Source organism: Shewanella sp. FDAARGOS_354, from assembly GCF_002209245.2.
Lineage (GTDB): Bacteria > Pseudomonadota > Gammaproteobacteria > Enterobacterales > Shewanellaceae > Shewanella > Shewanella xiamenensis.
On sequence record NZ_CP022089.2, the window covers coordinates 2,023,189 to 2,035,109 of the forward strand.

An 11,921-nucleotide genomic window follows, 5' to 3' on the forward strand; every position below is an offset into this window, starting at 1 on the left:
AATACTGCTATTGAATATTTTTTGATTGACAGCCACGCCCTCGCCCTTTAGTTTTAGTCCCTATGAAAACAAATACCTTAGCGTTTTTTTACTTTCTTTTTTACACCCCCACTCTAGGAGGCGGATTTACTGTGTAAAAACGAAAGTAAAAATCCAAAGCCTCCCACTGGGAGGCTTTTTCGTCTTAAACGCTTGAGAATCCGGCGGCAAATGAGGTCAGAATGCAAAAACCACAGCCTTTAAATCACACTCGAGAGCAAATAACCCAGCTCGACAATGAGCTTCTCTCGTTACTCGCCGAACGTCGCCGCTTAAGTCTTGAAGTGGCCCGCAGTAAAGAAGTGGATGTGAGACCCATTCGCGACACCCAAAGGGAAAAAGAACTGCTGGCAAGATTAGTGACGGCAGGGCGAGAAAAAGGCTTAGATGCGCATTATGTTATCTCGCTGTATCAAAGCATTATTGAAGACTCGGTACTGAATCAACAGGCTTATCTTCACGGCCGCGCGAACCCTGAAACGCAAAAACAACAATACTGTATCGCCTACCTTGGCGCCCGCGGCTCCTACTCTTACCTCGCCGCATCTCGCTATTGCCAACGTCGTCAGGTTGAGATGCTCGACTTAGGCTGCCAAAGTTTCGATGAGATAGTCCAAGCCGTTGAGTCAGGTCACGCCGACTATGGCTTTTTGCCGATAGAAAATACTTCGTCCGGCTCAATCAACGAAGTGTATGACGTACTGCAACATACCAGTCTTTCCATCGTGGGCGAGACGACTATCGAAGTAAGCCATTGTCTATTGGGCAAACCGGGCAGCAAACTGAGCGATATCAAAACTGTTTATGCTCACCCGCAGCCCATCAGTCAGTGCAGCCGCTATCTTAGCCAGCACAAAGGCTTAAGACTGGAATATTGCTCAAGTAGCGCCGAAGCCATGGAGAAGGTCAACCAGTCTACCGACAATAGCGCCGCTGCGATTGGTAGCACAGAAGGTGGCGCGCTGTACCAACTCGAGTCAATTGAGTCTGGACTTGCCAATCAAAAGATTAACCAAAGCCGCTTTATTGTTGTAGCACGAAAAGCCGTAGCCGTACCGGAGCAATTGCCCGCAAAAACTACCCTGATTATGGCCACAGGCCAAAAGGCGGGTGCGTTGGTTGAAGCCCTATTGGTGCTCAAGGCGCATCAACTGAATATGAGCAAACTCGAATCACGCCCTATTCCTGGCACGCCGTGGGAAGAAATGTTCTATCTGGATATCGATGCCAATATTTCCAGCGAAGCCATGCAGCAAGGGCTCAAACAGCTCGAGAGGATCACGCGGTTTATCAAAGTATTGGGGTGTTACCCTTGCGAAACCGTAAAACCGACACAACTCAGCAATAGCCAATTGTTGATTGAACCTAATACCTCTAAAGCCGAAGTATTCAGTGAAGTAAGCACTAAGTCATCTCCCTATCGTTACACTAAGGCTTATAAGGCGCAGGCGAGTGAAATTCACTGCGGCCCCTTTACCATTGGCGCAGGCCATCTTGGTGCTATTGCCAAGATGACTCTGAGCAAAAGCCTGCTGCTAGAGTCGTCACCTGCCGTCTTATCCGCCTTTGAGCGCAGAGTGAAACAGCTAAAAGAAGCGGGTTTCCAAGCGGTGATTTTAGACGTATGCCACTCGCTCGCCTCGGTCGAAGCCATCATCCCTAAGCTGCGCCAAACCCTGCATCAGTATGATTTGCTTTGTGTTATTACTATCGAACAGGCGACGGATATGCCGTTGGCGACAGGCCAAGCGGATATGTTGTTCTTAACGGGCAAACAAATGTTTAATCAGGCATTGCTGACTCAGGCAGGCACCCTGCCGATTCCGCTATTCCTCGAACGTAACGATATGGCAAGTTATGAGGAGTTTATGGCGGCAACGGAGACGATTTTAAGTCAAGGTAACCAACAGCTTATCCTATGTGACTCGGGCATTCGTACCTATAACAATGCCAACTTACCCACTTTGGATTTAGCAAGCCTCATCCAAATCAAGGCCAACAGTCATCTCCCTATAGTGATTAATCCTTGTTATGCCATCAGCGAAGATGCGCTGCTACTGCAAACTCAAGGGATTAAACAGCTCAAAGCCGATGGTCTTGTGCTGAATTGCTCCCTCGAAGAAGATAAAGCACATGACACACTGGCGCTGATGGTCGAGGTCGTCAGGAAGTTATATCGCTAATTTGCGCGAATAACGATACCAAAGCACATACAGCCACGAATATCGTGGCTGTCTTGTTTAGGGCTTTTAGGCTTTTAGGATTTTAGGCCTCAAGCTTAAACGCAGCAGGGCTAGGTTCGCTCAGGCGCAATCTGGCTATTGGTATCTGTTGCCACCGCATTACTGCGGCGAATTAACCCCGTCATACTCGATCCCTGCACTAGGATTGAAAACACTACCACGGCATAGGTCATTACGAGTACAAGCTCTCGCAGCTCGACACCAGTTTGTGAATCGATAATCACACCCTCAGGTAAACTCATCGCCATCGCTAATGCCAGCCCGCCCCTCAAGCCACCCCAAATAAGGATCGACTCAGCATAGGGATTGTAGGACTTGACCAACCTAAACCCGATATACGGCAAAAATACACTCACCGCCCACGCTGTTAATACCAGCGGGATAGCCAGCAGCATAAACCACCATAATGGCGCCTTAAAGGTGACGAGCAGGAGTAATAATCCCAGCAGGAGGAACAGCAGCGCATTGAAGAAGGATTCAATCAACGACCAAAAAGTATAGAGTTTTACCCGCTCATGGCGCACAAAATATTTAGGCACACTGTAGTTGCCGATAATCATCCCCGCACTCACCATCGCCAGCGGTCCCGACACCCCTAATACTTCGGCGATAACATAACCCGCCGTCGGGATCAGTAAAGTCACCAGCATTAATTGGGTTTCTTCCTCACAGTAGCGAAAGAAATGGTGCAACAATACGCCCAGCACTGCGCCATAAACGATGCCCCTGAGCGCCTCTTGAACAAACAATAACGAGATTTGCGTGAAGGTCAGCGGCTCAGTTGAAAAGGCCAGATGGGAGATGGCCACAAAAATCACCAGCCCAATGCCATCGTTAAAGAGCGACTCCCCTTCCACCTGAATAGCAATATCTTCGGGCGCGCCCATCTTCTTCAAAATGGCTAAAACGGCAATCGGATCTGTGGGTGAAATCAAGGCGCCAAAGAGCAAACAATGGCTTAAGGCCAAGGGCAATCCCAGCATGGGAGCAATGTAGTAAAGCAAACCACCGACGATAAAAGTCGAGAGCAAGGTACTGACAAAGGCAAGGATGAGGATTTCCCATTTCTGATGCCTTAAGATTTTTAAGCGGATCTGTAATGCCCCAGCAAACAACAGGAAACCTAACATGCCATTGAGCAATAAGGCTTGAAAGTCGAGTTTCTCCAGCCCTGCCACAAAGTAACCATAAACATTACCGCCAAGTGCTTTACCACCCAGCAATAGCAACAGACTCATGCCCAACGCCAATGCGGTAATGGCAACGGTTTCTTGCAGCTTATGTAAACGTGAAGATGCCACTGAGGTGACTAAGGCTAACGCACAGAGAATACACAGAATTTGATAACTAGACATTAGAGCCTCTTATCTCGTTAAGATGAAAAGACTCTAGCACAAGTTTTAGACTTCTAAACCATCCAATAGACTTAACCAGCCTTTAATTATCCGATGACAAAACCAAATAATACCAAAGAGATAAATCGAAAGACTAAGCCAAGTAATCGGCAAGCAATAACCTAATATTAAGAGTCCTAAAAAAATCATATTAGAATGGCGTTGCCAACGCAGGTGCGAAGCTAGTACCGCATTGCCTTGAGAGTGTCGCTGAGACAAGTTAATAAACAAGCTCAGCAGCACAGGAAGCAGTAACAACGGAAAGCCGTACATTAAGGCGTAAAGTAAATGGCCTAAGCTGCGATCTTCAATTTTTGCGGCATAAGTGGTTGTCGTTGTCATTGAGAGACTCCAGCCGGACGATGGGACTGGGCGTGAACTCCGCCCTTGTCTTTAACCTTACGTTCTCAGCGATATAATCGCAACTACGTTACAAAAATATTTCCGTTAAGGATGGCTCAAACAACTCAATATTAGCCCAACGACAGCGTTACATCCGACTTAAGCTTAGTTGAACAGGCTAACACATATCCGGCTTCGATATCAGCTGGCGTCAATGTCATACTACTAGTTGACTCAGTCTCCCCTTCGAGCACTTGGCATTTACACGCGCCGCATACGCCCGATCGGCAAGCCGCAATAATCGGTAAACCTTCAGCTTCAATCCCCTCAAGTAACGTTTGCTCTGCCGTTAAGGCCCGCTTTTTATCCCCAATAGATAACATAAAGCTTGCGCTGGCATTAACTTGATTTGTTGATTGCATTTCAGCTTGCTTGACTCGGCTTTGCGCTTCTTTCACTGCGGTAGCAAAACTCTCGTGATACAGCTTACTCATATCAAAGTTAAGATCAGTCAGAATCTTTTTCACGGCCTGCATATAAGGCTCTGGCCCGCACAAAAATACGGTTCGCTCGGCAAAATCAGGCACTAAATCTCGTAGATTATTGGCACTTAAACAGCCGATATCGTGTAATGTTTCCTCAGTATGCCAAACCGTATCAGTGGTGACATTCTCCACAATATAACGCAGTTTAAAATCTCGATGGCGCGTAGCCATGGTCTCTAATGAAGTTTTAAAAATAATATCGGCTTGAGTTCGCGCGCTATGTACAAAAGCGATGTCGGCATTCATTTGGGTATCGGTCAAATAACGCGACATCGAATACATAGGTGTTATACCGCAACCTGCGCTCAAAAAGAGGTATTTTTGGGCTGAAATATCAAACAGATTGAACTGCCCTGTTGGCGGCAGGACTCGTACCATTTGTCCTGGCTGTAGATGATCAATCAGATAATTCGATACGAGTCCTCCCTCAACCCGCTTAATGGTCAACATTAACGAGTAAGGTCGGGACGGCGTCGAAGATAAGGTATAACTGCGGCAAGCCTGTTCACCGTTGATGTCTAGCACTAAGGTCATAAATTGACCCGGCTTATAATCAAACTTCATCGGCTCACCCGCTTGAAAGCGAAAACTCACCACATCAGCGGTTTCGTTCCAACGTTCCACACACACTAACTGACTGAAACTGTCTTGACGCGCAGGCGTGGAGGATAAAGTGATATCGGGTAGGGTATTGATATTCATAATCTTTGTATCCATAACACTGCGGCCTTATCGTCAAGCCGCAGTGATTCTATGCTATCAATCGACCTAGGCTACGTTTAGCATGGTCTTAAGATCGGCTTCCACTGTGGTGGTATTACGCAAGCCAAATTTCTCTTCCAAAATCTTGGCTAAGTTTGCAGTTAAAAATGCCGGTGGCGTTGGGCCTGTACGGATATTTTTCACCCCGAGCGACAATAGCGTCAGCAGCACGACAATGGCTTTTTGCTCAAACCATGAAAGCACGAGATTCAATGGTAATTCATTGATATCGCATTCAAAGATTTGTGATAGCGCGATAGCTAGCTGGATTGCCGAATAGGCATCGTTACATTGGCCAATATCGAGTAAGCGCGGAATACCGTTGACATCGCCAAATTCCAACTTGTTGAATTTGTACTTACCACAACCTAAGGTCAGGATGACGGAATCCTTTGGCGCCGATTTCGCTAAATCGGTGAAATAACTCCGCTCCGACTTATCACCATCACAACCTCCGACTAAGAAGAAGTGTTTGATAGAACCGTTTTTCACATTTTCAACTACTGTTGGGGCGGCAGCCATTAAGGCATTTCGGGCAAAACCGATGGTGATATTGTGTGGGATTTCATCGTAGTGGAAGCCATCGAGCGCTAGCGCCTTTTCAATCACTACTGAAAAATCATCGCCAGTCACATGGGTCACACCAGGCCAGCCTACAATGCTACGAGTAAAGATACGATCGCTATATTGGCCCACATTCGGGTCAATAATACAGTTAGATGTCATCACCACAGCGCCAGGGAAATTAGCGAATTCTTTTTGCTGGTTCTGCCATGCACTGCCGTAGTTACCTACTAAATGGGCATATTTTTTAAAGGCTGGGTATGCAAGTGCGGGCAGCATTTCGCCATGGGTATAAACATGAATGCCTTTACCCGCCGTTTGCTCGAGGATAAGCTCTAAGTCCTTCATATCATGGCCAGAAACCAGAATTGCTTTGCCTTTTACCGGTTTAGTGTTGACGACTGTCGGTTCAGGATGACCAAAGGCTTCGGTCTCGCCCGCGTCAAGCAAAGCCATAATGCGGTAGTTTAATTGGCCAATTTCCATCGCAGTGGAGAATAATTTATCTGCATCAACACTCGGTTCACCGAGAAACGCCATGATTTGATGGAAATCCGCAGCAATCTCAGCATCGGTTTTACCTAGTACACGCGCATGCTCCATATAAGCGGCCGCACCTTTAAGGCCGTATAAACAGAGTAATCTAAGTCCCAAAATATCTTCATGAATGTGGTTTTTGTCTTTATTAAGCGACGCGATAGGTGCTTGAGACAGCATTTCAAGCTTGCTTGTGCCTAACACTAACTGCGCAACCAGCGGCATCTGCTCTGCCGTTTTCCCTCTCTTTTCACAAGCGGCTTCATAGGCTGTTTTTAGATTTTCACGGTGTGTTGCAGCTTGCTGTACATAAGCAATGATCCGCTCATCATCGAAGTTGACGTTGGTTAAGGTTGAGAAAAAAGCTTTAGGAACAAAAGTATCGACTTCAGAATCTACAATGCCTAACTCGCGCGCTTTTACCGCATAAACGGAAACACCCTGCAACATGTAGATTAATAAGTCTTGCAGATCGGAGGTTGCCGCTAATTTGCCACACATACCTTGGGAATAACTACAACCATTGCCAGCGGGGGTACGAATGGTTTGCTCACACTGAATACAGAACATGGATAGACTCCTAATTTAAATTCATGCTTTATTTATGCATGTTTAAAATTAGTCTACCTAAACCGAAAATAAGCGACAGTGTTTTCTTACCTTGAATGCCAAATCTTAGAGAACGATCACCTTAAGCAGTTGCTAATTTACACAATAAAAGTGACTCAAAACCCATAAAAATGCCCATCAAAGATGGGCATTTTTATGGGTAACTCATTCATTATTAGTTCGTTTTCATATCACTTACCGATTGCAGCATCATGCGGCTTTCGCGCTGAAACTGCGGCGCAAAATCACCAAACCACTTAGCAACCGTTTGGAACTGGTTGATAAACGCTTCCCTATCGCCCCGCTTTAATAGCTCTAATGCCTCGCGATAGTTATCCAAATAATCGCCAATCGCATGCTGGCTGTCCTGTTGGGCAAAAATAATATCGGCATAAAGCTCTGGGCTTTGGGCAAACAAGCGCCCTACCATGGCGAGCTCTAAGCGATAGATGGGCGAGCTAAATTGCAGCAGAGTTTCAATATCTGCTTCTTCTTTGCAAAGGTTTAAGCCATACACAAAGGTTGAGAAGTGGCGCATCGCCTGTACCAACTGCATCGCATTATCGTGGCGTTCAGGCTCGGCTTCGACAATTCGCGCGCCCCAAATCGTAATTTGCTCGAGTAACCATTGGTATTTATCCGCTTCGCGTCCATGACACACCACCACAACCTGCTTAGCTAAACTGCCGACATCTGGGCCAAACATAGGATGAAAGCCAACAACGGGTCCCTTGTGGGCAGCTAACATGGCATTCATCGGTTCAGTCTTGATAGAGGTTAAGTCGGCTAAAATACAGTCCTGTGGTAATTGGGTTAGTTTTGCACGGATAAGGTCGCAGGTGATAGCAATAGGTACTGTTACCAATACCAATCCGGCGTCAGCAAATAAGGTTTCCGCTTGCTGCCAGTCGTCTTTATCAAGCACTTTGACCTGGTAACCCGAGAGCGACAGCATCTGTTGAAACAGTCCACCAAGCTGGCCTTTCCCTCCCACAATCACAACTGAACCTAGGTCATTTTTCACTTGCTTAAAGCCAACATCCTTCTCATTGAGATAGGACTCACGCATCAAGCGGCGCAGAATATCTTCAATCAGTTGCGGCGCAATATCCATGGTTTTGGCTTCTTCGCGGCGTTTTGCCAGCATTGCGGCTTCACGTTGCGGCGCATAAATCGGCAGGCCTGCGGCATGCTTAACTGTGCCCACCTGCGCGACTAAATCTAGCCGTTTACGCAGTAAATGCAGCAATTGCTGGTCGACGCCGTCGATAAGGCCGCGAAGGTGTTCTAATTCAGTTGTGGTTTTTTCGTTCATGTTATCGGTCCACTACCCACCTAAAAGGAAGGTGTTTAAACGTTAGGCACTTAAGATTTGCTCTCAAGCATTGGCCACTTTGAGCATATCAAAACGCGTTGGCAATACCGAAGATAACTTCGATGCACCCGCACGTAAAACGCTTTCGGTTTTTTCCCAATTAATACAGGAGTCTGTCACAGAAACTCCGTAGGCCAATTCGCTTAATGGTTTATCACAACTTTGATTACCTTCGTTTAAATGACTTTCTAGCATTACGCCAATAATGGACTTATTGCCGTTGTAGATCTGGGCAAATACATCTTCACACACAGGGACTTGCCTGGTGTAATCCTTAGAGGAATTACCGTGGCTGCAATCGATAATAAGGCGCGCATTGAGTTTGGCCTTATGTAGCTGCGCTTCACATTCGGCTACACTGGCCGCATCGTAGTTTGGTGTTACGCCGCCGCGCAGGATCACATGCCCATCGGGGTTTCCCGCCGTTTGCAACAGAGCCACTTGACCCTGTTGGTTAATTCCCATAAATCTGTGGCTACTGGCCGCCGATTTAAGGGCATTAATTGCAACATCCAGCTTTCCATCTGTACCATTTTTAAAGCCAACGGGCATAGACAAACCCGACGCCATTTCCCTGTGGGTTTGCGATTCAGTAGTACGAGCACCAATGGCCGACCAAGTCACTAGCTCCGAAATATATTGCGGACTGATAGGATCGAGCGCTTCGGTGGCAACGGGTAGCTCAAGCTCTGCAAGCCAAATCATCAGCTCGCGCGCCATCTTTAAACCTTTCTCAACATCGAAGGATTCATCCATATCGGGGTCGTTAATCATGCCCTTCCAACCCACTGTGGTACGTGGCTTCTCAAAGTAGACTCGCATTAAGATGTAGAACTCATCTCTGAGTTCATCGTGTAATTTTTTAAGCTTTAAAGCGTATTCCTTGGCGGCATCGATATCATGGATAGAACAAGGTCCTGTGACGATAAGCACGCGGTGATCGCGCTTATGGACAATATCCGCCACGGTTTTGCGTGCATTGAGGATATAACGATACGCGTGCTCAGAGAGTGGCAGAGTCGCTTTTAGCTCCTGCGGTGTAATAAGGACTTTCTCTGAACTGATGTGTACGTTATTGATCGTATCCTGTTGCATGCTTACCACCTAAAACTGAAGTCATATCCCCAGGTTATCAGGAGTCTGGATCTCAAACCGCTGGGGGAAGAATTAAATAGCCGAGGCCATCATGTAATATTGTAATGATACACCATTACAATAGGCGACCAATATGCCTATTAATTGGCAGAAGATCAAGGAAGAATTTAACAAATTCGGCATTTATACCAATCGTATTAAATATCTGTTCATTCAGCGGGAGTTCAACGCGCTTTAGACAAGGCAAAGGCTTGAGGGCATAGTGGCTCTCTGTCGAAAGCCGTATTAACCCGAAACGCACTCAATACGGCTAAAAAGAAAAACGTCAGCCAACAAAAAACCGCCACTAGGGCGGTTTTCTGTGCGAACACTACGTCTTGTTTTCTGTAGCGGGTACTATTACTTAGTAGCCAGCTTTTCACGGATACGTGCAGATTTACCTGAACGATCACGTAAGTAGTACAGTTTGGCGCGACGAACGCGGCCACGACGCTTAACTTCAATGCTAGCGATCAGAGGGCTGTGCGTTTGGAATGCACGCTCAACACCTTCGCCATTAGAGATTTTACGTACTGTGAATGCAGAGTGCAGGCCACGGTTACGTTTAGCAATTACAACGCCTTCGAAAGCCTGTAAACGCTCTTTATCACCTTCTTTAACACGAACCTGAACTACTACTGTATCACCAGCACCAAACGCAGGTACGTCTTGTTTCATTTGCTCATCGTTGAGCATTTTAATGATGTTGTTCATAACTTACTCCGTTCTAGAATTAACTGAGCTACGACTAAGCATGCTTGTCCATTGCTTCAACGAACTGCGCTAAAAGAGTCGATTGTTCGTCAGTCAGAGCTAGATTTTCAAATAATTCTGGCCGTCTTAGAAAAGTCCTACCAAGGCTTTGCTGCAAACGCCAGAGTCTAATTTGTTCGTGGTTGCCACTTAGCAGTACTGCAGGTACATCGAGTCCATCCAGACTTTCAGGGCGCGTGTAATGAGGACAGTCCAGTAAACCGTCGGAGAAAGAATCTTGCTCCGCCGAAGCTTGTTTTCCTAGCACGCCAGGAACCAATCTCGATACTGCATCTATCAAGGTCATTGCGGGTAATTCGCCGCCCGAAAGCACGTAATCCCCAACCGACCATTCTTCATTCACTTCCGTTTGAATGATGCGTTCATCAATACCTTCGTACCGACCACACACCAAAATCAACCGGGATGATTTAGCCAACTCAGTAACGCCTTGCTGATCCAGCTTGCGTCCTTGAGGTGACAAGTAAATCACCTTTGCCTCTTCGCCTGCTGCTGCTTTCGCAGCATGAATGGCATCGCGTAAAGGTTGCACCATCATCAACATACCAGGACCACCGCCGTAAGGCCTGTCATCCACAGTACTGTGTCTATCATGGGTGAAATCGCGAGGATTCCACGTGTGCAACTCAAGCAGACCGTTTTTCACGGCACGACCCGTAACCCCAAAGTCTGTTACGGCACGAAACATGTCTGGGAACAGGGTAATTACCCCTAACCACATATGTTGTACCTCGACTTAAAAGTCAGGATCCCAATCCACTAAAATCTGTTTACCTTGGACATCCACCTTTAAGATGAATTGCCCTGGGACAAAGGGAACCATACGTTCCACTTTGCCGAAACTATCTTTAGCGTTGGCCTTAACAAGTAGGACATCGTTCGAACCGGTTTCCACGATTTGATCGACAATCCCCATGTTATAGCCGGTAGTATTAATCACTTCACAACCGATAAGATCACGCCAATAGAACTCGTCTTCTGGCAATGATTGCATCTGCTGCGGCAGGATACCAATTTCGCAATTGGTGAGCATTTGTGCTCGCTCCCGCGTGGTGACACCTTCAAGTTCGGCCACAACGGCCTTGCCTTGGTAACGCCACTGAGTAACTTTTACTTCACGCCATTCGCCATTTTCTTTAATAAGCCAAGGCGAATAATCAAAGATACCTTCAACAGAATCGGTATAGGCGGTGATTTTCAGCCAACCCTTAATGCCATGACAGGAGCCTAATTTCCCCAGTACGACTGGCTGTTGGTTACTGCTCATCAATCTATACCTTAACGCTATTAAGCAGCAGCTTTAGCGTCTTTAATCAATTTTGCTACGCGATCAGTTGTCGCAGCGCCGTTCGCAACCCAGTGCTCAACGCGAGCTAGGTCTAAACGTAAAGTTTCTTCTTGGCCACGGGCCAATGGGTTGAAGAAACCAACACGCTCAATGAAACGACCGTCACGAGCGTTACGGCTGTCAGCAACAACGATGTTGTAAAATGGACGCTTTTTAGCGCCACCACGAGCTAAACGAATGGTAACCATGCGTTTTCAATCCTCTAATGATTTGCTTGAAGCAAAAATAAAAACTGGAACCCCGTGTTCGCGAAGA

12 protein-coding genes and 1 other annotated feature are annotated in these 11,921 nt (G+C 46.7%); of the genes, 1 reads left to right on the forward strand and 11 read right to left on the reverse strand.

The genetic code is table 11. The annotated features are described in order from the left end of the window. Positions 1 to 70 precede the first annotated feature (70 nt). Positions 71 to 184 (forward strand) — a sequence feature (Phe leader region). A 37-nt stretch (positions 185 to 221) separates the two neighbouring features. Next, complete coding sequence (locus tag CEQ32_RS09125) at positions 222 to 2,222, forward strand: chorismate mutase (RefSeq protein WP_088585888.1); 2,001 nt, start codon at positions 222 to 224, stop codon at positions 2,220 to 2,222. Between the two features lie 110 nt (positions 2,223 to 2,332). On the opposite strand, the gene CEQ32_RS09130 is transcribed toward CEQ32_RS09125, so the two are convergent. The 11 genes from CEQ32_RS09130 to rpsP all read right to left on the reverse strand — a co-directional run bounded on the left by CEQ32_RS09130 (position 2,333) and on the right by rpsP (position 11,854). Then, complete coding sequence (locus CEQ32_RS09130) at positions 2,333 to 3,637, reverse strand: cation:proton antiporter (protein WP_088585889.1); 1,305 nt, start codon at positions 3,635 to 3,637, stop codon at positions 2,333 to 2,335. A 45-nt stretch (positions 3,638 to 3,682) separates the two neighbouring features. Next, on the reverse strand, positions 3,683 to 4,018 hold the full coding sequence (locus CEQ32_RS09135) for a hypothetical protein (protein ID WP_088585890.1): 336 nt from the start codon (positions 4,016 to 4,018) through the stop codon (positions 3,683 to 3,685). 131 nt (positions 4,019 to 4,149) lie between these two features. Further along, positions 4,150 to 5,280 (reverse strand): hybrid-cluster NAD(P)-dependent oxidoreductase, encoded by a 1,131-nt coding sequence (locus CEQ32_RS09140; RefSeq protein ID WP_088585891.1) that lies wholly within the window; start codon positions 5,278 to 5,280, stop codon positions 4,150 to 4,152. 51 nt (positions 5,281 to 5,331) lie between these two features. After that, entirely contained in the window at positions 5,332 to 6,996 is a 1,665-nt protein-coding gene (gene hcp / locus CEQ32_RS09145; RefSeq protein WP_088585892.1) for a hydroxylamine reductase, read from the reverse strand. 214 nt (positions 6,997 to 7,210) lie between these two features. Next, positions 7,211 to 8,350, reverse strand: a complete 1,140-nt coding sequence (tyrA, locus tag CEQ32_RS09150) for a bifunctional chorismate mutase/prephenate dehydrogenase (protein WP_088585893.1) — start codon at positions 8,348 to 8,350, stop codon at positions 7,211 to 7,213. Between the two features lie 63 nt (positions 8,351 to 8,413). Next, the gene (locus CEQ32_RS09155; RefSeq protein ID WP_088585894.1) at positions 8,414 to 9,505 is read right to left on the reverse strand and encodes a 3-deoxy-7-phosphoheptulonate synthase; all 1,092 of its coding nucleotides are present in this window, start codon (positions 9,503 to 9,505) and stop codon (positions 8,414 to 8,416) included. 115 nt (positions 9,506 to 9,620) lie between these two features. Beyond that, positions 9,621 to 9,806, reverse strand: coding sequence for a hypothetical protein (locus tag CEQ32_RS23075; protein ID WP_088585895.1), 186 nt, complete (start codon positions 9,804 to 9,806; stop codon positions 9,621 to 9,623). Between the two features lie 98 nt (positions 9,807 to 9,904). Beyond that, positions 9,905 to 10,258, reverse strand: a complete 354-nt coding sequence (rplS, locus tag CEQ32_RS09165; RefSeq protein ID WP_006080791.1) for a 50S ribosomal protein L19 — start codon at positions 10,256 to 10,258, stop codon at positions 9,905 to 9,907. A 34-nt stretch (positions 10,259 to 10,292) separates the two neighbouring features. Then, entirely contained in the window at positions 10,293 to 11,039 is a 747-nt protein-coding gene (gene trmD, locus CEQ32_RS09170; protein ID WP_088585896.1) for a tRNA (guanosine(37)-N1)-methyltransferase TrmD, read from the reverse strand. Positions 11,040 to 11,054: 15 nt separating this feature from the next. Next, positions 11,055 to 11,585, reverse strand: coding sequence for a ribosome maturation factor RimM (gene rimM / locus CEQ32_RS09175; protein WP_037415631.1), 531 nt, complete (start codon positions 11,583 to 11,585; stop codon positions 11,055 to 11,057). Positions 11,586 to 11,605: 20 nt separating this feature from the next. Then, a complete protein-coding gene (rpsP, locus tag CEQ32_RS09180; RefSeq protein ID WP_011071566.1) occupies positions 11,606 to 11,854 on the reverse strand; it encodes a 30S ribosomal protein S16 in 249 nt (82 codons plus the stop codon). Positions 11,855 to 11,921 lie beyond the last annotated feature (67 nt).

Excerpts from the sequence above, each read along its gene's own strand:
- CEQ32_RS09125 (WP_088585888.1), top strand. The coding sequence starts at position 222 with ATGCAAAAACCACAGCCTTTAAATCACACTCGAGAGCAAATAACCCAG.
- tyrA (WP_088585893.1), bottom strand. The coding sequence starts at position 8,350 with ATGAACGAAAAAACCACAACTGAATTAGAACACCTTCGCGGCCTTATC.
- CEQ32_RS09140 (WP_088585891.1), bottom strand. The coding sequence starts at position 5,280 with ATGGATACAAAGATTATGAATATCAATACCCTACCCGATATCACTTTA.
- rimM (WP_037415631.1), bottom strand. The coding sequence starts at position 11,585 with ATGAGCAGTAACCAACAGCCAGTCGTACTGGGGAAATTAGGCTCCTGT.
- hcp (WP_088585892.1), bottom strand. The coding sequence starts at position 6,996 with ATGTTCTGTATTCAGTGTGAGCAAACCATTCGTACCCCCGCTGGCAAT.
- rpsP (WP_011071566.1), bottom strand. The coding sequence starts at position 11,854 with ATGGTTACCATTCGTTTAGCTCGTGGTGGCGCTAAAAAGCGTCCATTT.
- trmD (WP_088585896.1), bottom strand. The coding sequence starts at position 11,039 with ATGTGGTTAGGGGTAATTACCCTGTTCCCAGACATGTTTCGTGCCGTA.
- CEQ32_RS09155 (WP_088585894.1), bottom strand. The coding sequence starts at position 9,505 with ATGCAACAGGATACGATCAATAACGTACACATCAGTTCAGAGAAAGTC.
- rplS (WP_006080791.1), bottom strand. The coding sequence starts at position 10,258 with ATGAACAACATCATTAAAATGCTCAACGATGAGCAAATGAAACAAGAC.
- CEQ32_RS09130 (WP_088585889.1), bottom strand. The coding sequence starts at position 3,637 with ATGTCTAGTTATCAAATTCTGTGTATTCTCTGTGCGTTAGCCTTAGTC.
- CEQ32_RS09135 (WP_088585890.1), bottom strand. The coding sequence starts at position 4,018 with ATGACAACGACAACCACTTATGCCGCAAAAATTGAAGATCGCAGCTTA.